The sequence below is a fragment of the Testudinibacter sp. P27/CKL/0425 genome, from assembly GCF_052931395.1.
Genome location: NZ_CM128801.1, coordinates 1180463 through 1203230, shown reverse-complemented (window position 1 = coordinate 1203230; position 22768 = coordinate 1180463). Strand labels below are relative to the sequence as shown.

Below are 22768 nucleotides of genomic sequence, written 5' to 3'. Positions count from 1 at the left end.
GACAATGCGAAAATTGCGTCTGCCCCTCTCCCACTGCCTGCCCGGCTTGGCAGTGGTGAGTTTTTTATTGCTGTTTTATGCCAACAGCCTGTGGCAATTGTTGCAACACAGCCAGTCCGACAGTTGGACGCTGCTGTTTGACGATCCCTATTTTTGGCATATCCTGAAATTCAGCTTCCGGCAGGCGCTGCTCTCGGCGCTGTTGTCGGTGACGGCGGGGCTGCTGACCGCGCACGCCCTGTATTACCGCACGTTTATCGGCAAAGCGATTTTATTGAAAGTGTTTTCACTTACTTTCGTGCTGCCAGTGCTGGTGGCGGTGTTCGGCTTAATCGGGGTTTACGGGCTGTCCGGCTGGCTGCTGCAAGGTTTGCAGTGGCTGGGAATCAACTGGCAACCGTCGTTTTACGGCTTAAGCGGCATTCTGATTGCGCACCTGTTTTTCAACCTGCCGCTTGCCAGCAAAATTTTTCTGCAAACGCTGCACAGCATTCCGGTACAACAACGGCAACTGGCGGCGCAACTGAATATCCGCAACGCTGATTTCTTGCGCTTAATTGAATTGCCATACCTGCGCCCGCAATTGTTGCCGGTATTTGCGCTGATTTTTATGCTGTGTTTCACCAGTTTTGCGATTGTTCTGACCCTCGGCGGCGGACCGAAATATACCACACTGGAAGTGGCGATTTTCCAAGCAATCACCTTTGATTTTGACCTCGGCAAAGCCGCCAGCTTGGCGCTGGTACAGTTCGGGCTGTGTTTTGTGCTGTTTCAGGGCAATGCCTATTTCAGCCGCCACACCGCCACCAGTTTAAGCAAGCAACAAACCTACCCTCCACAATCGCTGAACCGCACTTGGCAATGGCTGCATCGCATGATTTTAGTGGCAGTGATGTTGTTTATCGGCTTGCCGCTGCTGAATATTGTATATAGCGGATTGAACTCCCCTGCGTGGTGGCAGCTGTGGCAAAGTGCCACGTTATGGCGGGCAATCGGCTACTCACTCACCCTAGCGCCGATTGCCGCACTGCTGGCGGTGTTGATGAGCGTGGCGTTGCTGTTGAGTGTGCGCCGTTTGCGTTGGCACTATTACCGCAAAACAGCAGATACGATGTTGAATGTCGGCATGATGATTCTGGCCGTGCCGACACTAGTGCTGGCGATCGGGCTGTTTTTAAGTCTGCAAGCCATTGATTTTTCGAATTTTCACCTATTCGCGATCGTCGCCATTTGCAATGCATTAATTGCGATGCCGTTTGTGCTGCGGATTTTAGCCGTACCATTTCAACACAACATGACCTATTATGAAAAACTGTGCCAATCGTTGGCGATTCGCGGCTGGACGCGCTGGCGCTTGATTGAATGGCACCAGCTGCGCAAACCGATTCGCACCGCCTATGCGTACGCCTTTGCATTGTCGCTAGGCGATTTCACTGCGATTGCGCTGTTCGGCAACCAAGATTTCAGCTCGCTGCCACGTCTGTTGTATCAACAATTAGGACATTATCGCAGCCAAGAGGCAGCGGTCACCGCGTTGATCTTACTGCTATTATGTGCGCTGGTTTTTGTACTGATCGAAAAACAGGACGCCCCCGCAATCAATAAAGGAAACACCCCGTGATCCGACTCAATCAACTCAAATTTAACTATAAAGCCATGCCGATGGCGTTTGATTTGCAGGTTAAATCCGGCGAGAAAATCGCCTTGGTCGGCGCAAGTGGCGCAGGCAAAAGCACGCTGTTAAACTTAATTGCCGGTTTTGAACTTGCCGACAGCGGTGAAATTTGGCTGAACGGTGAAAATCATACTCACACAGAACCGCACTTGCGCCCGGTGTCGATGCTGTTTCAAGAAAATAATCTGTTCAATCATTTAACGGTTGAACAAAATATTATTTTAGGGCTACAACCGAATTTGAACATTAATACGGAACAACGGCAGCAAGTGCGGTCGCTTGCCGAACACGTTGGCTTGCTTGAGTTTCTCACTCGCCTGCCCGATCAACTCTCCGGCGGACAAAAGCAGCGAGTGGCGCTGGCGCGTTGTTTGCTGCGCGACAAGCCGATTTTGCTGCTCGACGAACCGTTTTACGCGCTGGACACCGCACTTCGACAAGAGATGTTGGCACTGTTAGCGCAAATTTGCGATGAAAAAAGGCTCACTTTGCTAATGGTCACCCATCAACCTCAGGAAGTGGCGCAGTTTATCGACCGCACTTTACAGATTCACAACGGACATTTGCTTGATTGAAAAAATGTAAACTCGTTTAATTAAATCCCTCTTTTCCGTTACTATAATCCGCATTTAAAATTGATAAAAGGAAATTATATGACAATTCAACAGGTTGAGTTAAGCCAGCTGACACCGCATCCAAGTCTTGAATATTGGTCGGTGTGCAAAGTGGAAGCGCTGTTTGAAACGCCATTTTTAGAATTGATCTATCGCGCGGCGCAAGTGCACCGCGAACATTTTAATCCGCAAGCGATTCAGCTTTCGACCCTGATGTCGATCAAAACCGGCGGCTGCCCTGAAGATTGCGGCTACTGCCCGCAGTCAGCACGCTATCAAACCGGCGTGCAAAATCAGCAATTGTTAGAGATTGATGAAATTGTCGAAAAAGCCAAAATTGCCAAATCCCGTGGTGCGGGGCGCTTTTGCATGGGTGCGGCATGGCGCGGACCAAAGCCGAAAGACGTGGCGAAAATTACTGAAATTATCAAAGCGGTGAAAGCGCTGGGCATGGAAACCTGCGGCACGTTTGGCTTACTGCAAGACGGCATGGCGGAACAATTAAAAGACGCCGGATTAGATTACTACAATCACAATTTGGATACCGCCCCTGAGCACTACCACGAAGTGATCGGCACGCGCCGCTTTGATGATCGCATCAATACCCTGGGCAAAGTGCGGTCAGCAGGGCTCAAAGTGTGCTGCGGCGGGATTGTCGGCATGAACGAAACCCGCAAAGAACGCGCCGGTTTAATCGCTAGCCTTGCTAACCTTGATCCGCAACCGGAATCGGTGCCGATTAATCAACTGGTAAAAGTCGAAGGCACGCCGTTAATGGACGCAGAAGATTTAGACTGGACGGAATTTGTGCGCACCATTGCCGTGGCACGGATCACCATGCCGACCAGCTACGTCCGCCTGTCAGCCGGGCGCCAAGGAATGTCGGAAAGTATGCAGGCGATGTGCTTTATGGCGGGGGCAAACTCGATTTTCTATGGCGACAAACTGCTGGTGACCGGCAATCCGGAAGAAGACGGCGACCAATTGCTGATGGCAAAACTGAATTTAGAGCCGGAAACGGAAGAAAACCGTAAAGTAGATTAGCCTCGCGCTCGCTAACCTAAAAATGAGGTAAAAAAACCATGCTTCGGCATGGTTTTTATTAAATTGTCAGCACAATGGCTTAACAATTACAGTGAATCTGCATTTTTCTTCAGGTAGCTGGCAACACCTTCCGGGCTGTCTTTCATGCCTTCTTTGCCTTTTTCCCACTGTGCCGGGCACACTTCGCCGTGCTCTTCGTGGAATTGCAACGCGTCAACTAAACGCAGCATTTCGTCGATGTTACGACCCAATGGCAAATCGTTGACGATTTGGTGACGTACAACGCCGTGTTTGTCGATCAGGAAAGATGCTCGCAGTGCAACGCCTGCTTCAGGGTGTTCGATGCCGTAAGCTTTGGCAATGTCGTGTTTCACGTCGGCAACCATTGCGTATTGAACTTCACCGATGCCGCCTTTGTCAGTTGTCGTTTTACGCCATGCGTTGTGAGAGAATTGAGAGTCGATAGACACACCAACCACTTCCACGCCACGCGCTTGGAACTCTTTATAACGATGGTCGAATGCGATCAATTCTGACGGGCAAACGAATGTGAAGTCTAAAGGCCAGAAAAATACGACGGAAGGTTTGCCGGAAACGTGGCGTTTAAAATTAAAATTATCAACGATTTCACCGTTACCTAACACGGCAGATGCTGTAAAATCAGGGGCTTGACGGGTTACTAAAACCATAATTTCTCCTAAATATCAATTTGAAAATGGACTTCCGTCCGAGTAAAAGCAACGAATATGTAAACTAAAACAATATGGCTGCTTAATCTTTGCATAGTATAACCAAATAAGTGTTAAAAGTCGTGAGCTTCGTCACACTATTTAAGCGATAGGTGAAATCTATTTGTTGTATTGATTCGGTTGCGTCTGCGCCGAATAAGCATTATCTTATTTCTCAATTTTGAAAAAACAATAAGGGCGACCATGTCAGATTCCAGCAAAAAACTCCAAGCGACAACCCGTTTAGTCCACGCCGGACGCCAAGCGCGCTACACTCAAAACAGCGTCAATCCGGTGATTCAGCGTGCTTCATCACTGATTTTCACCAGCCTGAAAGAGAAAAAACAGGCGACAATCAATCGCGCCAAAGGCGCGCTATTTTACGGGCGACGCGGCACACTGACCCATTTTTCACTGCAAGACGCCATGTGCGATCTGGAAGGCGGCGCAGGCTGCGCGCTCTACCCTTGTGGCGCAGCGGCGGTGACCAATGCGATTTTGTCGTTTGTCAAAAGCGGCGATCATCTGCTGATGAGCGGCGCGGCGTATGAACCGACCCAAGATTTTTGCAATAACATTCTGACTAAATTTAATGTCGAAACCAGCTATTACGACCCGCTAATCGGCGCAGAAATTGCCAACTTAATTCGCCCGAGCACCAAAGTGTTGTTTTTGGAATCTCCAAGCTCATTGACAATGGAAGTGCCGGATATTCCGTCCATTGTCCGTGCAGCGCGCGCCATTAATCCTGAAATTGTGATTATGATCGACAATACTTGGGGCGGCGGCTTGCTGTTTAAGGCGTTGGAACATGATATTGATATTTCGATTCAAGCCGGCACAAAATATCTGGTCGGGCATTCCGATGCGATGATTGGCACCGCGGTCGCCAATGCGCGCTGTTGGGATCAATTGCGGGAACACTCTTATCTGATGGGACAAATGGTCGATGCCGACACCGCCTATGTCACCGCGCGCGGTTTGCGTAGTTTAGCGGTGCGTTTCAAACAGCACCACGAAAGCAGCCTGAAAATTGCACAATGGTTGGCGGCACGCGACGAAGTGCGGTCGGTATTCCACCCGGCATTACCGAGCTGCCCGGGGCATGAGTTTTTCAAACGGGATTTCAGCGCCAGCAGCGGCTTGTTTTCATTCGAATTGAAACAAAAGCTCAGCCAGCAACAGCTGGAAGCCTTTTTTGATCACTTCCAACTGTTCACCATGGCATACTCTTGGGGCGGTTTTGAATCGTTGATTTTATATAACCAACCGGAAGAAATCGCACGCATCCGCCCGGGAATCGAGCGCAAACTCGACGGCACGTTGATTCGGGTGCATATCGGCTTTGAGGACGTCGAAGATCTGATCGCCGATTTAGAGCAAGGCTTTGCGCGGATTAACGCCGCTTAATCTGATAAACCTAAGCGCGGGCAAATTAGACCCGCGTTTTGTTTTTCTCCGTGTTGGCTTTTTCCGTGCCACCAAGCAGAGTTGATTTTAATGTGGTCAATAATTCTTGATGAATAATGCTCAAGCGCGGTTTTTCATCGGCTTGGAAAGCCAACGGGCGGCAAAACTCCATAGTTTTAATTCCCAGTCGTGCGGTGAGCAGCCCCACGCCCAAGCCTTGTGCCGCACGGGCGGAAAGTTTCGCCATCAGATCTTTTGACAGCCAATCCATGCCGATGTCGTGCACTAATTCGGTCGCACCGGCAAATGCCATATTGATCAACACCATGCGCAACAGGCGAATGCGGCTGAAATAGCCCAATTCAATGCCGTACAGTGCGGCAAGTTTATTGATTAACGCCAAATTGCGCCACGCCACAAAAAACAGATCCACTAGCGCCAACGGGCTGACGCCAACCACAATCGCCGCTTCCGCCGCACTTTTGCTCACCAGACGACGCGCTTTTTTGTCAATCTCACTCAGCACGGTTTGACTAAACAGATAGCTGATTTCCTGCGCCGAATAGGTATCGTTGATCTGTTTTTGCCACTGCAACAGGCGCGGATCTTGTTTTTCCAACTGCATATTATCAGCAATTTTTAAGCACAACTCCCGCCCCTGTTCGGCGCTGTTTAGCTTCATGCCGACCGCACTTTGTGCCATCAAATCTTGGCTTTGCTGTTGCAGTTTCAACCGCCGTTTTAATTTTCGCAAACGGCGAAACTCATTAAACAGCGCCGCGATGCCCAGCGCCACCGCCGAAAAGCCGACCAAGGCGAACGCAAATTCGATCCATTGATGTTGCCGCCACGAATCGAGCAGCCACTGCACCGACTGCGCCACAAGTGCGGTCAAAAACAACAGTGCGGTTGCCGCCGCCAGTTTTTTCCACCAGCGGGCTTTCGGCTCGACAATTTCATCAAAACGCTGTTCCAATTTCGCCGCCGTCTCATCTTCCAAATCGGCAAGCACCTCAACGTCGACAAACTCTTTTTTCTGTTGCAACCGCACTTCGCTTTCAGTTTCGTCGCGCGGCGGCTGGATTTCAAAATATTTTTTATCCATGTTCCGTTTTAATCCAATTTATCGGCTAACAAAAACTGCAACACCGAATCCATGCGCAAGTGCGGTATCCGTTCGTTGTCGTCCAGCGGCAGCGGCTCAAACTGATCAAACTCAAAACCGCTCTGCCGCCAAAAATCAGCATTCGGCAGCCGTGCCGGTACGCTGCCCGGAAACACCGTCACCGATTTTTTATCGCGGCTGCGCACGCCTTGCAGCGCTTTGACCGTCGTACCGTTATCATTCACTAACACCGGTTTGGTCGCACAAATCGAGGCAGTGGCGCTGTATTCGTTTTCCACCCCGATAAAATTAACATGCTGCCCGCCCTCTTGCACCAGCTGGCGCATCAGGCTGATCAGATTCGGCAGTTGATCGGCGGTGACGTGATCCGCTTTGCTGGCGACAAACAGCAGCTTGTCAATTTTCGGTGAAAACAGCCGATGCAGCAAAGTGCGGTTTCCATAGTGGAAATTTTTAAACAACTGGCGCAGGCTCTCTTTGGTTTCACTGAATGCCTGCTGGCTGTAGTTGAGTGGCGTGAGGCAATCCGCCAAAATAATCTGGCGATCAAATTTGCTGAAATACTTTTCGTAGAACCGCTTGACGATTTTTTCACAGTAATAGGCGTAACGCTTTTTCAGCACTGCGTAATAGCTGTCTCGCGAACTATTTTGTTCCAGCTGCTGCCATTGCTGTTCGTTGAGGTTCAACAATGGAAAAAATTGCAACGCCGGCGCACCGGTATATTCGCCCGGCAGCACGAAATGCCCCGGCTGGATAAATTGTAACCCCTGCGCTTTGCAGGCAAACAGGTAATCGGTATAACTTTTCGCCAAGCGCGCCAACACTTCGTCGTCGGCTTTTGCGCTCAAATCCAGCGTTGCAAGCTGTTGCAACCACGGCTGCGCTAATTCACTACGCACGCCGAGATTCAGCTTTTGTAGGCTTTGCGACCACTGGCGGAAGCCGGTGTCCAATAACGGCAGATCCAACAGCCATTCGCCCGGATAGTCGAAAATATCCAAATACAGCGTGCTTTCTTCTTTCAAATGCCGCAACAGCCCGCTGCTGTGACGATAGCGGATCGCCAAGCGAATCTCGCCGACGCCGCGCGTCGATTGCGGCCACTGCGGCGGATCTTGTTTTAAGCTGGCTAAATTTGCTTCGTAATCAAAACGCGGAATACTCCAGTTTTCCTGTTCGACCCGCTTCACTGCTAAAATATGGCGCTGCCGAGCGGCGGAAAAAAACGGCAAATGGCTGTTGTCGTCACGATCCAGCGTCAACAACTGATTCACTAAGCTGGTGATAAACGCGGTTTTCCCGCTTTGGCTCAAACCGGTTACCGCCAAGCGCAAAGTGCGGTCAAAGCCGCGATTGACCAGATCATTCACTTCGCGGCGAAGCGATTTCTGCAAACTGTTTAATATCATGCTGTGCTTTTCTTTACCTGAAAACTAGTTATTCGAGGATTTAAAATCTGCTGAGCGGGAATAGTGTTCTATTTGGCTCACGCGTTGGGTCAACTGCCCGAATTCCCGCTCCAAATCCAGCAATTTCTGATTGGCGCTGACACCGGCACGCCAGGTTTTTTCTTTCAGCGGCGTTTGGTCGAAAATCTTGTCATAATCGCGGGTTTGATAGCCGCTGTCCGGTGCTTTATCCAGCAGCATCGCTGCGGCAATATAAGCAATCAGCATCACAAAATAACCGCCGAACAAAAACAGCGACACCGCAATCAGCCGCACCACCCAGTTTTCCAGCCCCGAGGCTTTTGCCAAACCGGCGCAAACCCCGGCAATGATGCCTTGTTGAGGGTAACGATAAATCATGCTTGCCTCCTATTGTGTTTTGCGCCAGTTCGGTTGTTGGTAATCCAGCAACGCTTCCAACTGCTCGACCCGTTGACGCAGCTGCTTGGCTTGTTCGTTCAGCTGTTGCAGTTTGATTTTGTCCTCTTCGCTCAAGCCGACACCGATTTGCTGTTTGCTTTTATAGTGCATATACAACCAAAACGGCAGCACCAATAAACAAAAAATAAATGCGGAAATCGACAATAAAATGATCGTCCAAAACATAGTGGTTCCTCCTGTTTCAACGTTTCATTCGACGGTTAGCCGCTATCTGCTAAAAGAAAATGGCATTATGCCGTCGGATAAACTACAATTTACACCTATATTATTCCGTTGGTATTCAGTAAGCGATGTCGTTATTCAACAAAGTCTTATTCTCTGCCGTTGTATTGTTCTCTGCCGCCTTGCCGCAGAGCCTGTCGGCTGCGCCCCGTATTCCCGATGAACTGCGAAATAACGGGCTGATCTATTGTACTCACTCTACAGGCTTCTCGTTTAATCCGCAAACTGTTGATGTCGGTACTAGTATAAATGTGGTGACGGAACAGATCTATAACAAGCTGTTCGAGATAAAAAATGATAAAAGTAAGCGAATTATTCCGGCGCTCGCCACCGGCTACAGCCTGTCTAAAGATCGCAAAACCCTGCTGATTAACTTGCGCAAAGGGGTTAAATTCCACAAAACCGCATGGTTCACCCCCAGCCGCGAAATGAATGCCGATGATGTGGTGTTTTCGATTAATCGCGTTTTGGGGCGGCTATATTCTTACCCGACGCCGGAACAGGAACAACCCGAACAACGGCATAATCCGCAATACCAAATCTACTATGACTTGGCGCGGCAAAACCGCTATCCGTATTTTGACAGCATTGATTTCAATGGAAAAATCGCCAATGTCAGTGCGGTTTCGCCGTATCAGGTTAAAATTGAATTAACTGCGCCCGATTCCTCGATTTTGGATCACCTTGCCAGCCAATATGCGGTGATTTTGTCGCAAGAATACGCGCTACAACTCAGCGCCGATGACAATATCGCCCAGCTTGACACCCTGCCAATCGGCACCGGCGCTTACAAAATCAGCGATTATTTCCGCAACCAATATGTGCGGCTACAGCGCAACGATAATTATTGGAGTCAAAAAAGTGCGATTAAGCATGTGGTAGTTGACTTATCAAGCAGCCGTTCAGGGCGCTTGGAAAAAATGATGAATCAGGAATGCGATGTGATGGCGTTCCCGGAAGCCAGTCAGGTCGATAACCTGCTGCGCAATCTCGAACGTTTTGCTTCCGCTTCGGTGGACGGCATGAATTTGTCGTTTTTGGCGTTTAATATGAACCGCGATGCCGTACAAAATCCGGCGCTGCGCCGTGCAATGGCACAAGCGATTAACCGCGAGCGGATCGTGCGTCAAATTTATTTTGATACCGCCGAAGTCGCAAATACTATCATTCCAAGAAGCTCGTGGGCATCGCAATTTAATATGCGATCTTTTGCCTACAGTTATCAGCCGCAAGCCGCCAAAGCCTTTTTACAAGACAAAGCGCTCAGCCTGAACTTCTGGGTGTTGACCGACAATCAAGTCTATAACCCCAGCCCGATTAAAATGGCAGAAATGATCCGCTTTGATTTGGCGCAAGCCGGCGTGAAAGTCAACATGAAATACTTGCAACGCAGCGAGTTGGAGCATTTGCTGCTGTCCGGAGAAGATGATTATGACCTGATTTTAGGCGGTTGGCTTGCCGGCAGTTTGGATCCCGACGGCTTTTTGCGCCCGATTCTTAGCTGCCACACCAACAATGCGCACACCAATATTGCCAACTGGTGCTACCCTGAATTTGATCAGGTGATGGCTCGCGCCTTGCGTACGCCGATTCAACTTTCACGCGCTTTAGACTATGACATCGCCCAGCAATATGTGCTGACGCAAGTGCCGTTAATTCCGATCGCCAGTGTGAAACGCATTATGATCTATAATAAACAGGTACAAAACGTGCAGATGTCGCCGCTCGGTACGATCCGTTTCGCCGATTTAAAACTGCAACGGGAGGTGGAATAAATGCTGTTTATTTTACGCCGCGCGCTGCTGACGCTGATTACGCTGTTCATACTGTCATTGATCAGCTACCACATTCTGATGCGCGATCCACTGAATACCATTCTGGCAAAACCGCACTTCTATTCCGGTTATGTCGATTATGCACAGCGCCTGTTCTACGGCGATTTCGGCATCAGCTATTTGGACGGTCAGCCGCTGCTGCGACAAATTCTGGCGGTGCTGCCCGCCACAATTGAGCTGTGTATTTTCGCACTGTTTTTTGCCATTCTGTTCGGCTTGCCGCTCGGCTTTTTCGGCGCGTTTCACTCCAAACAGTGGCTCGGCAAGGCGATTCGTTTCGGCTCGTCATTCGGGATTTCTCTGCCGATATTTTGGATCGCGCCGATCGTACTCTACTTTGCCGCGATTCATCAATGGGAAATTTCCGCCATCGGGCAACATTATCCACTCTACCAAATCGAACCGATTACCGGCTTTGCGGCGATCGATGTCTGGTTTGGCGACAGCCCTTACCAGTTAAAAATCATTCAAAACGTGTTTCAGCACTTAGCATTGCCGGTGTTGGTACTGATGATCGCGCCGCTGATGGAAATTATCCAGCTGACTCAAACTCGTGCGGAAAAAGTGCTGGCGGAGAACTATGTTAAAGTGGTGGAAACCCGCGGCTGGTCAAAATTGAAAATCGCCCGTTTAATGCTGATTCGCAACACCTTGCCACCATTAATCCCGCAACTGACCCGCAGCTTTACCATGCTGCTTGCGATGTGTATGCTGGTTGAAAATATTTTCAGCTGGCCGGGCATCGGGCAGTGGTTGATCAATGCGGTGGAACAGCAGGATTACAACGCCATTTCCGCCGGCATGATGATTATCGGTTTGTTGATCATTTTGATTAATATTATCAGCGACTTTTTGATGTTTATTTTGGATCCGTTTAATCGTAAGGGTTGGTATGTTAGATAAAGAACCTGACGACTTTCGTTTCACCTCGCCGCTGACGGAAATCTGGCAGCATTTCCAACGCAATAAGCCGGCGCTGATTTGCGCCTATCTACTGGCAGTGTTACTGCTGCTAATGCTGTTTGCACCGTTGATTGCGCCTTATGAATTGAATATGCAGTTTGTCGGCGAGGAGTTACTACCGCCGTCGTGGAGCAACCAAGGTAAAATCGCTTTTTTCTTTGGTACTGATGAGCTGGGGCGTGATCTGCTCAGTCGCTTGATTTACGGGCTGCGTTATACTTTCGGCGGCGCATTAATCGTCGCTCTGCTGACGCTGCTGATAGGCAGTGTGCTTGGGATTATCGCCGGCACCAGCCAAGGGCTGAAATCGGATATTTTAGGGCATTTTCTGGATGCGTTTTTGTCGATTCCGATTCTGTTGTTGGCGATTATCATCGCCACCTTAATGCAGCCCAGTCTGTTAAATGCGATGCTGGCGGTGCTACTCGCCTCGCTGCCGTATTTTATTCACCAGGTTTATCTGGCACTGCAAGGCGAAATGAAAAAAGAATATGTGCTGATGCTGCGCCTCGACGGCGCATCGAAAGGCTATCTGATTAACAAAGTGATGTTGCCGAACCTGCTGCCGGTGTTTATTCGTTTAACCAGCCGAATCTTCACCTTGGCAATGTTGGATATCAGCGCACTGAGTTTTATTGCGCTCGGCGCACAACCGCCGCAGCCGGAATGGGGAGCTTTGCTGCGCGAATATATTGATTTGATTTATCTGGCGCCTTGGCTGTCAATTCTGCCGGGGCTGGTGTTAATGTTTGTGATTTTAGTGGTGTTGCTGTTTAGCGACGGCATGGCAAAGGCGATTGAGCGCTATTTTCGTAAGCTGTAAGTCGGCATAATCTGAGCGCGTTGGTAAGAATAGGAATCCGCATGGCATTATTGGATATACGCAACCTGACGGTAGAAGTGAATACGCCGCAGGGAAAAGTCAAAATGATCGACAACATGAACCTGACGGTGAATGAAGGCGAAGTGTGCGGGCTGATCGGCGAATCAGGCTCGGGCAAAAGTCTGGTGGCAGAAATCATCTGTAACTCCGCCAAAGCCTCGTGGAAAATCACCGCCGATCGTTTCCGGTTCAATGATGTCGAATTATTAAAGCTCAACCCGGCAAAACGACGCAAATTAGTCGGCAAAGAGATCGCCATGGTGTTCCAAGATCCGCTCTCTTGTTTAGATCCGAGCCGTAAAATCGGCAAACAGTTAATCAACGCGATTCCCGCTTTTTCATACAAAGGTCAATGGTGGAAATGGTTCGGCTGGAAAAAACGCAAAGTGATCGAACTGCTGCACCGTATCGGGATTAAAGATCATAAAGATATTATGGGCAGCTACCCGTTTGAAATCACCGAAGGCGAAGCGCAAAAAGTGGTGGTGGCGATGGCGGTGATCAACCAGCCCTGCTTATTGGTGGCGGACGAACCGACTCACGCACTGGAAGCCACCACGCAATTGCAGGTTTTCAAGCTGCTTGCCAGTATGAACCAGAATCTAAACACCACGATTTTACTCACTAGCAACGACATTAAAACTATCAGTGAATGGTGCGATCATTTCACTATTCTGTATTGCGGGCAAACAGTAGAAAGTGCGGCGAAACAGGCTCTGTTGGAAAAGCCGCACCACCCTTACACCGTTTCGCTGCTCAATTCGATTCCGGATTTCAGCCAGCCACTGCCGCTGAAAAGCCGGTTAAGCACCTTGCGCGGCAGTGTTCCGCTGCTGAATAATTTGCCAGTCGGCTGCCGTTTGGGACCGCGTTGCTCTTTCGCGCAGAAACGCTGCGTACAAAAACCGGCATTAAAACGTATTAAACACCATGAATTTGCCTGCCATTTCCCGCTGAATATCCGCGAACATGACACGTTTCAGGCAGCCAAAGACTTTACTCCGCTAACCATCCAATCCGAGAACCCACATGGCGACGCAAACTAAGTTATCCAATAATTCCTTGTTATTAGTGGAAGATCTGAGCAAATCGTTTCGCGATCACAACACCTTTTGGCGTTCGGGCTATTTTTCTGCGGTCACCGATATTAGCTTCAGTTTAGAAAAAGGCACTACGCTGTCGGTGGTCGGCGCCAACGGTTCCGGCAAATCCACGTTGGCAAAGATGATCGGCGGTATTGTGCAGCCGAGAAAAGGCAAAATTTGGTTTAAAGGGCGCGAACTGCAATTCGGCGACTATCAATCCCGCTGTCGCCACATTCGCATGGTGTTTCAAGATCCCGACAACAGCTTGATACCGCACTTGAACATCGGGCAGGTGCTAGACACTCCGCTGCGGCTGACTACTAATTGGGACGAAGCGCAGCGCAATAAAAAAATCTATCAAACCTTGCGTTTGGTCGGTTTGTATCCCGATCACGCCACCATTCCGATTTACACCCTGTCGCAAAGCCAAAAGCAGCGGGTCGCCCTGGCAAGAGCGGTAATCCTAGAACCTGAAATTCTAATCTTAGACAATGCGTTAGCATCGATGGACACCTCGGTGAAAACCCAGTTGCTGAATTTGCTGCTTGATCTGCAAAAACAGCTCGGGTTGTCATATATCTATTTGGGGCAACACGTTGGTATCATTAAACATATTTCCGATTATATGTTGGTGATGAAAGAAGGACACATGGTGGAATACGGCAGCACTCGGGAAGTGCTAAGCGCACCGGCGCACGATTTCACCCGTCGCTTAGTGGAAAGCCATTTCGGACACAGTCTGGACGACTCCGCTTGGGAACCGCACTTCGACGAGCAATAAAACCGCACTTTTAATCAGAACACTGCAAAGTGCGGTTGCACCGTTTTATTCTTGCACTTTAAACAAAAACAGCGTGCTTTTGTGGTAACGCTCACCCGCTCGGCTAATGCCGCCGTATTGAAACCATTCCGGGTGATTCGGCGTATCAGGCAAACTTTGAGTTTCCAGCGCTACGCCGGCGTGGTTGGCATACACCGAGCCGCTGCGATTCGGCGTGTTTGCCAAGAAATTGCCGCTATATACTTGAATCGCCGGTTGATCGGTAAACACCTGCAAGCTCATATCGCCATTGGCTGAAGTTAATTCCACCTGCGGCGCACCGTCTAAACCGTGATGCGCCAGTAAAAACGCATGATCATAGCCAGCAACTAATTGTTGATCCGCATCGCTTAGGAAATCCTGAGCCAGCGTTTTCGCTTGTCGGAAGTCAAATCCGCTGCCGGCAACCGTGGTCAGCGGCGCTTTCGGAATGCCTTCGCTGTCCACCGGCAGATAAAAATCGGCATCGATTTTTAAACGGTGCTGCAACACATTTTGTTCCGCGCTTTCGCCGTCCAGATTAAAATAGGTGTGGTTGGTTAAATTTAACGGCGTATCTTGATCCGCCAGCGCGTCAAATTCCACCAAAAGTCCGTTATCATCACGCAGCCGATACCGCACTTTGACCTCAACATTGCCTGCAAAGCCTTGATCACCGTCGGGCGAATGCAAGCCGAATTCGACGCTATCGTCGCTATGCGCCAGAATCTGCCAGCGGCGTTTGTCGAAAGCCTGTGAACCGCCGTGCAGTTGATGTTTTTGCTGCTGATTAGCGTCCAGCTGATAGTGCTTGCCGTTTAGGGTGAATGCGGCATTAGCGATCCGATTGGCGAAACGCCCGACCGTCGCGCCCAGATAAGCACCCTGTTTGCTATGCTCGGCAACCGTTTTGCAGCCCAACACCACATCGCGCAACTGCCCGACAATCGGCAATTGGCAGGCGAGCCAAGTGGCGCCCCAATCCGTCAACCGCACTTTCATGCCGTTTGGATTGGATAATTCAACCACTTGGAACGGTTTGCCGTCGGGGGCTAAATCTTCGTTGTAAATACAGATCATAATACGCTGACTCCGGCTGAGGCATGGCAAACGTAGAATGCTTCTTTCAAGCCGGTGCGTTTTTGGTAGTGTTCGGCAATATTTTTGCGCACCGCTTCAATTTTCTCTTCCGGCGCCAACGCTACGATACAGCCGCCGAAACCGCCGCCGGTCATGCGGGCGCCGCCATCGCTGCCGATCGCCTGCTGCGCCAATTCCACCAGATAATCAATTTCCGGTACGGTGATTTCAAAGTCGTCGCGCATCGAGTCGTGCGACTGCCCCATCAACACACCCAATTGCTGCAAATCGCCGTCTTTCAGCGCTGTCACGGCGTCTAATACCCGCTGATTTTCGGTAACCACATGGCGGGCGCGTTTGGCGACAATCGGGTCAAGTGCGGTCAACTCGGCTTCACGCTGTTTAAATTGTTCAATCGAAACATCGCGCAACGCTTTCACGCCGAAAAACGCCGCCGCTTGTTCACACTGTTGCCGACGACTGTTATATTCGCCCGCCACCAAATCGTGTTTCACATGGGAATTGACGATCATCACCGCCACGCCTTGCGGCACCGGAGTCGGCTCGGTTTCCAGCGTGCGGCAGTCAATTTTCAGCAGATGATCTTTTTGTCCTAATGCCGAAATCAATTGATCCATATTGCCGCATTGGCAGCCGACAAACTGGTTTTCAGCTTTTTGCCCAATCAATGCAATCTCCACATTGCTCAGCGGCAAGCCACCCAACACCTGACAGAATTTTCCGGTCGCCACTTCCAGCGCGGCGGAAGAACTCAGCCCTGAGGACAACGGCACATTGCCGCTAATCGCTAAATCGGCGCCGGTGTTGAATTGCGGGCATTTTTCCTGAATAAATTTCACCACGCCGCGCACATAGCCGGTCCATTTATATTCACCGTCGGCATCAAAGTGCGGTTCAATCGGCTGGCTTAAATCAAATTCGTCCCATTGTTGCAAATCGGCTGCATACACCCGAAAAATACTGTCTTGCCGTTTTGCGCCGCTAATTGCCGTGCCGTAATCGATCGCGCATGGCATCACAAAGCCGTCGTTATAATCGGTGTGTTCGCCAATTATATTCACCCTGCCCGGCGCATATACCAGCAGTTGCGGTTGATATTCAAATTGATCGACAAACTCTTTTTGTGCTTGTTGTTGTGGCGGCAAAGCCGAATGTGGGTGTTCATTCATCTCTCAGTCTCCTTTATTTTATTGCTTTATAATGTGTATCGCTCAGCTGCGCCAAACGGGCGGCGGCTTGTTCGGCGGTTAAATCACGCTGTGATTCCGCCAGCATTTCATAACCGACCATAAATTTGCGAATGGTGGCAGAACGCAGCAACGGCGGATAGAACACTGCGTGTAACTGCCAATGCTCCAAATTGCGCCCGTCTTTAAAGAACGGCGCATAGTGCCAGCCCATTGAATATGGAAAGGTGCACTCAAATAAATTGTCATAGCGAGTGGTTAACCGCTTAATCGCCAATGCTAAATCATCGCGTTGCTCACCAGTCAACTCACTCATACGTTTCACCGCCATTTTCGGCAGCAGCAGGATTTCAAACGGCCATGCCGCCCAGTATGGCACCACCGCCAGCCAAAATTCGGTTTCCACCACGGTGCGGCTGCCGTCTTGCATTTCGGCATTGACATAATCCAGCAATAAATTGCTGCCGTGTTGCTGATAATAGTTCAGTAAATTGCGCTCTTTGGTCGCCACCTCATTCGGCAAAAAACTGTTCGCCCAGATTTGTCCGTGCGGATGCGGCTGCGAACAGCCCATGGTTTCACCTTTGTTTTCAAATACTTGAACCCAAAGATACTCCTTGCCCAGTTCTTCGATTTGTTCATTCCAGGTTTCAACGATTTGGCGTAATTCCGGCACGCTCAGTTCGGGCAGAGTTTTACTGTGATCCGGCGAAAAACAGATCACTCGGCTTAATCCACGCACGCCCATCACTTGAAACAGCGGATTATCACTCGGCGGCGCCTCGGGGCTATCCGGCATTAATGCGGCAAAATCATTCGGAAACACATAGGTATTTTGATAATCAGGATTCACTGCGCCCGACACCCGCTTATTGCCCGGGCACAAGAAACAGTTTTCATCATAACTCGGCAACTGGCGAGTCGACGGCGTTTCGTTTTGTCCGCTCCAAGGACGCTTCGCTCGATGCGACGAAACCAAAATCCATTCATCTTTCAATGGATTATAACGACGGTGCGGGTGCTCGGTGGCATCAAAAATCATGTTATTCATCGCTCTTTCACCTTTATTTTCGACCAAAATACAATGTAATCGCTTACATAATTAGGCGATAAATATAGCATAATCCGTTAAACAAACCGTTAATCAGATCACAAAACGCCCAAATACTTGTGTACTTATGCTTGAAATTATGAAAATTAGCGTATGATAGGAAACGGTTTCAACGAATCAAAAAAGAGGGAAATAAAATGGTGACCATTCGTGATGTGGCAAAATGTGCTAATGTTTCTGTAGCGACCGTCTCGCGGGTGTTAAACGCGCACCCCTCGATCACCAACAAAACGCGCGAAGCGGTGCTAAGTGCGGTTCAGCAGTTGGGTTACTACCCGAATGCCAACGCGCAGGCGCTGGCATCGCAGAGCAACGACACTATCGGCGTGGTGGTGACCGATGTAACCGATTCCTTTTTTGCCATTCTAGTGAAATCTGTCGATCAGGTTGCTGCGCTGCATAACCGCAATATTTTGATCGGCATCGGCTATCACGATCCGGAAAAAGAAAAGCAAGCCATTGATTTATTATTGAAAAAACGTTGCAATTCATTAGTAGTGCATTCCAAAGCCTTAAGCGATGAGGTGTTGAGCGACTACCTGACTCGCCACCCCGGTATGGTGATCATCAATCGCACAATCCCCGGTTTTGAACACCGCTGCATTGCGTTGAATAACGAAAAGGGAACCTATTTAGCCACCACCACCTTAATCCGACACGGTCACCATTCAATCGGTTATATCGGCTCAAACCACCATATCAGCGATGAAGTTGAGCGTAAGAGCGGTTATATCAAAGCGTTAAGTGACAATGCGTTACCGATTCATTGCCACGCCATTGCCAACTCCTCTCCCGATTATCAGGGCGGCGAGGAAGCGATGATTAAGCTGTTGAGCTACAACTCCAATTTGACCGCGGTGGTTTGTTACAATGATTCCATGGCGGCGGGCGCTTTATCTATCTTGAATGAAAATAACATTAAGGTTCCACAGCAATTTTCGATTATCGGCTTCGACGATATGCCGCTTGCCGGTTATTTGGTGCCAAAATTAACTACTATTCGTTATCCGATTGATTTAATGGCGAATTATGCGGCGGAGCTTGCTCTAAGTTTAGTGAATAAAGAAGTCGCTTCGCCGGCGAACATCACCTTTAACCCGACTTTAGTGAAACGATTCTCGGTAAAATCGATCTAATTTGAACCGAAATTGTGATCTAAGCCGCATATTTTTCAATTTATTCATGTAATCGTTTTCATAATGTGAATAGGATCACATACTTTTAACCAATCCTTGCGTATCCTTAGCCCTGACATTATCGCTTAATGCAGATAATATTCTAAGTATCGGTTGCAGCAAAACCGATGGCATTTATCTTTAATAGCAAAGATGGAGAGAATTACCATGAAAAAAACCGTATTGACTTCCGTTGCATTGGCTGTCGGATTAGGAATTGCAGCAACCTCTGCGCAAGCCGCCAACCGTATTGGTGTAACTATCTATAAATACGATGACAACTTTATGTCCACCATGCGTCAGGAAATTGAAAAAGAAGCCAAAGCATTGAAAGACGTCGAGTTGTTAATGAACGATTCACAAAATGCCCAATCCATTCAAAACGACCAAGTTGACGTTTTGATCTCTAAAGGCGTAAAAGCATTGGCAATCAACTTGGTTGACCCTGCGGCTGCACCAACCATCATCAAAAAAGCCTCAGAAGAAGACATTCCGGTGGTATTCTTCAACAAAGATCCGGGCCCTGCGGCAATCGGCAGCTACGATAAAGCCTACTATGTAGGAACAGAGCCAAAAGAATCCGGCGTGATCCAAGGTGATTTGATCGCCAAACAATGGAAAGCCAATCCGGCTTGGGATTTGAATAAAGACGGCAAAATCCAATATGTATTGCTGAAAGGTGAACCGGGGCATCCGGATGCCGAAGCGCGTACCGAGTTCGTAATCAATGAGCTGAACAAACAAGGTATTCAAACTGAGCAATTGTACATCGACACCGGTATGTGGGATGCGGCAATGGCGAAAGATAAATCCGATGCATGGTTGTCCGGCCCGAAAGCCAACGACATTGAAGTGATTATCGCGAATAACGACGGCATGGCAATGGGCGCATTGGAAGCGGCGAAATCACACGGTAAAAACCTGCCGATCTTCGGGGTGGACGCCCTGGCTGAAGTATTGCAACTGGTTAAATCCGGTGCGATCGCCGGTACTGTTCTGAACGACGGCGTGAACCAAGCGAAAGCAGTCGTACAACTGTCCAATAATCTGGCAAACGGCAAAGATGCTGCGGAAGGCACTGACTGGAAACTGGAAAACCGCGTTGTGCGTATTCCATACGTTGGTGTCGACTCAGACAACTTGGAAAATTTCTTAAAATAATATGATGTAATCTAGGGGAGAGATTTCTCTCCCCTTTTCGCTTGAGGTTGGATATGAATGTAGAGCAATCCGTGCAAACAGAAAGCCCTGTTTTATCAAATCAGATTCTGTTGGAAATGAAAGGGGTAAGCAAAACCTTTCCCGGCGTAAAAGCGCTGGACAATGCCAATTTGACAGTGCGATCACATTCGGTTCACGCCCTGATGGGGGAAAACGGAGCCGGAAAATCCACACTACTGAAATGCCTGTTTGGTATTTATGCCAAAGACGAGGGCGAAATTCTTTTTCTGGGACAGCCGGTTAATTTTAAAACCTCAAAAGAAGCACTGGAAAACGGGATTTCAATGGTACACCAAGAGCTGAACTTGGTTAAACAAAGCAGCGTGATGGACAACCTGTGGCTAGGTCGCTACCCGACCAAAGCGGGCTTGGTTGACCACACAAAAATGTATAACGACACTAAAGCCATTTTTAAAGAATTGGATATTGATATCGATCCGCGCGACAAAGTGGGCAAACTGTCCGTGTCGCAAATGCAGATGATCGAAATCGCCAAAGCCTTCTCTTATAATGCCAAAATCGTGATCATGGATGAACCGACTTCTTCTCTGTCGGAAAAAGAGGTCAACCACCTGTTCTCGATTATCGCCAAACTGAAAGAGCGCGGCTGCGGCATTATTTATATCTCGCACAAAATGGACGAGATCTTCAAAATTTGTGATGAAGTCACGGTTCTGCGCGACGGCAAATGGATCAACACCATTCCGGTCAAAGGCGCCACCATGGACGGCATCGTCGCGATGATGGTTGGGCGCGAACTGACTCAACGCTTCCCGCCGAAAACCAACCAGCCGAAAGAAGTGATCCTCACGGTTGAAAACCTGACCGCACTTAACCAGCCTTCGATTCAAGATGTGAGTTTTGAATTGCACAAAGGCGAAATTCTCGGCATCGCCGGATTGGTGGGCGCAAAACGTACCGACATTGTGGAAACCATTTTCGGGATTCGCGAGAAAAAAAGCGGTGTGGTGAAGCTGCATGACAAAGTGATGCGCAACAAAACCGCACTTGAGGCGATCAACAACGGCTTTGCACTGGTGACAGAAGAACGCCGCTCCACCGGGATTTATTCAAATCTCAGCATTGAGTTTAACTCCCTGATTTCGAATATTAAATCGTATATGTCGAAGTTTGGTTTGCTCAGTACAACCAAAATGAAAAGTGATACCCAATGGGTGATCGATTCGATGAACGTAAAAACGCCGTCGCATAAAACCAATATCGGCTCACTCTCAGGCGGGAACCAGCAAAAAGTGATTATCGGCCGCTGGTTGTTGACCCAGCCGGAAATTCTGATGTTGGACGAACCGACCCGCGGGATCGACGTTGGCGCAAAATATGAAATTTATCAATTAATTATGGAACTCGCCAACAAAGATAAAGGCATTATCATTATCTCCTCCGAAATGCCGGAACTGCTCGGGATCACCGATCGAATCATGGTAATGAGTAACGGCAAATTAGCCGGTATCGTCAATACCAAAGAGACATCGCAGCAAGAAATTCTACAACTTGCCGCTAAATATTTGTAATTTATAAAAAATAAGAGAAGGGATAACACCATGGCTGATTTAGGAAGAAACAAATCTCTTGATTTCCTCAAACAAAATGCGATCTATTTCGTATTGCTGATTCTACTGTCGATTATCATTATTCAGGACTCCAGCTTCCTGAGCTTGATCAACTTCAGTAACATCTTAACTCAATCCTCAGTGCGCTTGATTATCGCTCTCGGCGTTGCCGGATTATTGGTTACGCAAGGTACGGACTTATCCGCCGGTCGCCAGGTCGGCTTGGCTGCGGTCGTTTCCGCCACCTTGTTGCAAGCAATGGATAACGTGAACCGCGTTTTCCCTGATCTCGCTGAAATTCCGATTCCGGTGGTGATTTTGGTGGTTTGTGCGATTGGTGCGGTGATTGGTTTAATGAACGGCTTTATCATTGCCGTGCTGAATGTAACACCGTTTATCGCCACCTTAGGTACCATGATCATCGTTTACGGTATCAACTCACTGTATTACGATGCGGTCGGTTCTTCTCCGATTGCCGGTTTCACCTCATCATTCTCCGAATTTGCTCAGGGCTACTTCCGATTCGGCAAGTTCAGGCTGTCATACATTACCATCTACGCCGCGATTGCAACCCTGTTAGTTTGGATTATGTGGAACAAAACCCGTTTCGGTAAAAATATCTTCGCTATCGGCGGAAACCCTGAAGCAGCTCGCGTTTCTGGTGTAAACGTCACCCGTAATCTTGTGGTTATCTACATGATTGCCGGGATGTTCTACGCTTTCGGTGGGATGTTGGAAGCCGGTCGTATCGGTAGTGCCACCAATAACTTGGGCTTTATGTATGAGTTAGATGCCATTGCCGCTTGTGTGGTAGGTGGGGTTTCATTCGCCGGTGGTGTCGGCACGGTCATCGGGGTGGTAACCGGGGTGTTAATCTTCACCGTTATCAACTACGGCTTAACCTATATCGGTGTTAATCCATACTGGCAATATATTATTAAAGGTAGCATCATTATCTTGGCGGTCGCCATCGACTCCTTGAAATATGCGAAGAAAAAATAAGTAAAACGTAAATAGCACTAGCAAGCTGACCGCTCTTGGGACTCCTCTACCAAGTGCGGTTTTTTATGATTAACGGAAACAAAAAAGCCGAAATTTTTACTATTCGGCTTTGCTTATGCTATTC

General features: G+C 48.9%; 21 protein-coding genes. 13 read left to right on the top strand and 8 right to left on the bottom strand.

What is annotated here, in order from left to right; translation table 11 throughout:
- Positions 1–4 precede the first annotated feature (4 nt).
- The 3 genes from thiP (at position 5) to bioB (ending at position 3333) form a co-directional block, all read left to right on the top strand.
- Entirely contained in the window at positions 5–1621 is a 1617-nt protein-coding gene (gene thiP / locus ACUHGC_RS06000) for a thiamine/thiamine pyrophosphate ABC transporter permease ThiP (protein ID WP_446834712.1), read from the top strand.
- Positions 1618–2250 carry a thiamine ABC transporter ATP-binding protein gene (gene thiQ, locus ACUHGC_RS05995; RefSeq protein ID WP_446834711.1) on the top strand — a complete coding sequence of 211 codons (633 nt, stop codon included), beginning with the start codon at positions 1618–1620 and terminating at the stop codon, positions 2248–2250. Before thiP ends, thiQ begins: the two co-directional genes overlap by 4 nt.
- A gap of 78 nt (positions 2251–2328) precedes the next feature.
- Entirely contained in the window at positions 2329–3333 is a 1005-nt protein-coding gene (bioB, locus tag ACUHGC_RS05990; protein WP_446834710.1) for a biotin synthase BioB, read from the top strand.
- Positions 3334–3419: 86 nt separating this feature from the next.
- On the opposite strand, the gene ACUHGC_RS05985 is transcribed toward bioB, so the two are convergent.
- Positions 3420–4022 (bottom strand): peroxiredoxin C, encoded by a 603-nt coding sequence (locus ACUHGC_RS05985; protein WP_446834709.1) that lies wholly within the window; start codon positions 4020–4022, stop codon positions 3420–3422.
- Positions 4023–4265: 243 nt separating this feature from the next.
- Between ACUHGC_RS05985 and metC the strand changes: the two genes are divergently transcribed.
- Entirely contained in the window at positions 4266–5471 is a 1206-nt protein-coding gene (metC, locus tag ACUHGC_RS05980) for a cystathionine beta-lyase (RefSeq protein WP_446834708.1), read from the top strand.
- Between the two features lie 25 nt (positions 5472–5496).
- On the opposite strand, the gene ACUHGC_RS05975 is transcribed toward metC, so the two are convergent.
- Genes ACUHGC_RS05975 through pspB form a run of 4 tightly spaced genes read right to left on the bottom strand, consistent with a single transcriptional unit; the run spans position 5497 to position 8654 of the window.
- The gene (locus ACUHGC_RS05975; RefSeq protein WP_446834707.1) at positions 5497–6576 is read right to left on the bottom strand and encodes a TIGR01620 family protein; all 1080 of its coding nucleotides are present in this window, start codon (positions 6574–6576) and stop codon (positions 5497–5499) included.
- 8 nt (positions 6577–6584) lie between these two features.
- Positions 6585–7994 (bottom strand): YcjX family protein, encoded by a 1410-nt coding sequence (locus tag ACUHGC_RS05970; RefSeq protein ID WP_446834851.1) that lies wholly within the window; start codon positions 7992–7994, stop codon positions 6585–6587.
- A gap of 39 nt (positions 7995–8033) precedes the next feature.
- Positions 8034–8408, bottom strand: coding sequence for an envelope stress response membrane protein PspC (gene pspC / locus ACUHGC_RS05965; RefSeq protein WP_446834706.1), 375 nt, complete (start codon positions 8406–8408; stop codon positions 8034–8036).
- A gap of 9 nt (positions 8409–8417) precedes the next feature.
- On the bottom strand, positions 8418–8654 hold the full coding sequence (pspB, locus tag ACUHGC_RS05960; protein WP_446834705.1) for an envelope stress response membrane protein PspB: 237 nt from the start codon (positions 8652–8654) through the stop codon (positions 8418–8420).
- Between the two features lie 125 nt (positions 8655–8779).
- On the opposite strand from pspB, the gene ACUHGC_RS05955 reads away from it, so the two are divergent.
- From ACUHGC_RS05955 to ACUHGC_RS05935, 5 genes are read left to right on the top strand one after another with little or no spacing between them, the layout of a single operon-like run.
- Complete coding sequence (locus tag ACUHGC_RS05955; protein WP_446834704.1) at positions 8780–10486, top strand: ABC transporter substrate-binding protein; 1707 nt, start codon at positions 8780–8782, stop codon at positions 10484–10486.
- Entirely contained in the window at positions 10487–11449 is a 963-nt protein-coding gene (locus ACUHGC_RS05950) for an ABC transporter permease (protein WP_446834703.1), read from the top strand.
- Positions 11439–12332 (top strand): ABC transporter permease subunit, encoded by an 894-nt coding sequence (locus tag ACUHGC_RS05945; protein WP_446834702.1) that lies wholly within the window; start codon positions 11439–11441, stop codon positions 12330–12332. The genes ACUHGC_RS05950 and ACUHGC_RS05945 overlap by 11 nt, the downstream gene beginning before the upstream one ends.
- Before the next feature lie 41 nt (positions 12333–12373).
- Positions 12374–13438: a peptide ABC transporter ATP-binding protein gene (locus ACUHGC_RS05940; RefSeq protein WP_446834701.1), complete on the top strand. Its 1065-nt coding sequence runs from the start codon at positions 12374–12376 to the stop codon at positions 13436–13438.
- Positions 13422–14258, top strand: coding sequence for an ATP-binding cassette domain-containing protein (locus ACUHGC_RS05935; RefSeq protein ID WP_446834700.1), 837 nt, complete (start codon positions 13422–13424; stop codon positions 14256–14258). Before ACUHGC_RS05940 ends, ACUHGC_RS05935 begins: the two co-directional genes overlap by 17 nt.
- A gap of 45 nt (positions 14259–14303) precedes the next feature.
- On the opposite strand, the gene galM is transcribed toward ACUHGC_RS05935, so the two are convergent.
- Genes galM through ACUHGC_RS05920 form a run of 3 tightly spaced genes read right to left on the bottom strand, consistent with a single transcriptional unit; the run spans position 14304 to position 17615 of the window.
- Entirely contained in the window at positions 14304–15356 is a 1053-nt protein-coding gene (galM, locus tag ACUHGC_RS05930) for a galactose-1-epimerase (RefSeq protein WP_446834699.1), read from the bottom strand.
- Positions 15353–16522 carry a galactokinase gene (galK, locus tag ACUHGC_RS05925; protein WP_446834850.1) on the bottom strand — a complete coding sequence of 390 codons (1170 nt, stop codon included), beginning with the start codon at positions 16520–16522 and terminating at the stop codon, positions 15353–15355. Before galK ends, galM begins: the two co-directional genes overlap by 4 nt.
- A 37-nt stretch (positions 16523–16559) precedes the next feature.
- On the bottom strand, positions 16560–17615 hold the full coding sequence (locus tag ACUHGC_RS05920) for a UDP-glucose--hexose-1-phosphate uridylyltransferase (protein WP_446834698.1): 1056 nt from the start codon (positions 17613–17615) through the stop codon (positions 16560–16562).
- 197 nt (positions 17616–17812) lie between these two features.
- Here ACUHGC_RS05920 and ACUHGC_RS05915 point away from each other — a divergent pair, with 197 nt between their 5' ends.
- The 4 genes from ACUHGC_RS05915 to mglC all read left to right on the top strand — a co-directional run bounded on the left by ACUHGC_RS05915 (position 17813) and on the right by mglC (position 22644).
- On the top strand, positions 17813–18811 hold the full coding sequence (locus tag ACUHGC_RS05915) for a substrate-binding domain-containing protein (RefSeq protein WP_446834697.1): 999 nt from the start codon (positions 17813–17815) through the stop codon (positions 18809–18811).
- Positions 18812–19018: 207 nt separating this feature from the next.
- Entirely contained in the window at positions 19019–20011 is a 993-nt protein-coding gene (gene mglB / locus ACUHGC_RS05910; protein ID WP_446834696.1) for a galactose/glucose ABC transporter substrate-binding protein MglB, read from the top strand.
- A gap of 53 nt (positions 20012–20064) precedes the next feature.
- Positions 20065–21603 (top strand): galactose/methyl galactoside ABC transporter ATP-binding protein MglA, encoded by a 1539-nt coding sequence (mglA, locus tag ACUHGC_RS05905; protein ID WP_446834695.1) that lies wholly within the window; start codon positions 20065–20067, stop codon positions 21601–21603.
- Between the two features lie 30 nt (positions 21604–21633).
- Entirely contained in the window at positions 21634–22644 is a 1011-nt protein-coding gene (mglC, locus tag ACUHGC_RS05900; protein ID WP_446834694.1) for a galactose/methyl galactoside ABC transporter permease MglC, read from the top strand.
- The last annotated feature ends 124 nt before the right edge of the window (positions 22645–22768 follow it).

What these genes read in the sequence shown, in the direction of transcription:
- ACUHGC_RS05955 (WP_446834704.1), top strand. Translation starts at nt 8,780, where the DNA reads ATGTCGTTATTCAACAAAGTCTTATTCTCTGCCGTTGTATTGTTCTCT.
- ACUHGC_RS05950 (WP_446834703.1), top strand. Translation starts at nt 10,487, where the DNA reads ATGCTGTTTATTTTACGCCGCGCGCTGCTGACGCTGATTACGCTGTTC.
- bioB (WP_446834710.1), top strand. Translation starts at nt 2,329, where the DNA reads ATGACAATTCAACAGGTTGAGTTAAGCCAGCTGACACCGCATCCAAGT.
- pspC (WP_446834706.1), bottom strand. Translation starts at nt 8,408, where the DNA reads ATGATTTATCGTTACCCTCAACAAGGCATCATTGCCGGGGTTTGCGCC.
- mglA (WP_446834695.1), top strand. Translation starts at nt 20,065, where the DNA reads ATGAATGTAGAGCAATCCGTGCAAACAGAAAGCCCTGTTTTATCAAAT.
- mglB (WP_446834696.1), top strand. Translation starts at nt 19,019, where the DNA reads ATGAAAAAAACCGTATTGACTTCCGTTGCATTGGCTGTCGGATTAGGA.
- ACUHGC_RS05945 (WP_446834702.1), top strand. Translation starts at nt 11,439, where the DNA reads ATGTTAGATAAAGAACCTGACGACTTTCGTTTCACCTCGCCGCTGACG.
- ACUHGC_RS05985 (WP_446834709.1), bottom strand. Translation starts at nt 4,022, where the DNA reads ATGGTTTTAGTAACCCGTCAAGCCCCTGATTTTACAGCATCTGCCGTG.
- ACUHGC_RS05915 (WP_446834697.1), top strand. Translation starts at nt 17,813, where the DNA reads ATGGTGACCATTCGTGATGTGGCAAAATGTGCTAATGTTTCTGTAGCG.
- thiP (WP_446834712.1), top strand. Translation starts at nt 5, where the DNA reads ATGCGAAAATTGCGTCTGCCCCTCTCCCACTGCCTGCCCGGCTTGGCA.
- ACUHGC_RS05920 (WP_446834698.1), bottom strand. Translation starts at nt 17,615, where the DNA reads ATGAATAACATGATTTTTGATGCCACCGAGCACCCGCACCGTCGTTAT.
- mglC (WP_446834694.1), top strand. Translation starts at nt 21,634, where the DNA reads ATGGCTGATTTAGGAAGAAACAAATCTCTTGATTTCCTCAAACAAAAT.
- ACUHGC_RS05940 (WP_446834701.1), top strand. Translation starts at nt 12,374, where the DNA reads ATGGCATTATTGGATATACGCAACCTGACGGTAGAAGTGAATACGCCG.
- pspB (WP_446834705.1), bottom strand. Translation starts at nt 8,654, where the DNA reads ATGTTTTGGACGATCATTTTATTGTCGATTTCCGCATTTATTTTTTGT.
- metC (WP_446834708.1), top strand. Translation starts at nt 4,266, where the DNA reads ATGTCAGATTCCAGCAAAAAACTCCAAGCGACAACCCGTTTAGTCCAC.
- galM (WP_446834699.1), bottom strand. Translation starts at nt 15,356, where the DNA reads ATGATCTGTATTTACAACGAAGATTTAGCCCCCGACGGCAAACCGTTC.
- ACUHGC_RS05975 (WP_446834707.1), bottom strand. Translation starts at nt 6,576, where the DNA reads ATGGATAAAAAATATTTTGAAATCCAGCCGCCGCGCGACGAAACTGAA.
- ACUHGC_RS05935 (WP_446834700.1), top strand. Translation starts at nt 13,422, where the DNA reads ATGGCGACGCAAACTAAGTTATCCAATAATTCCTTGTTATTAGTGGAA.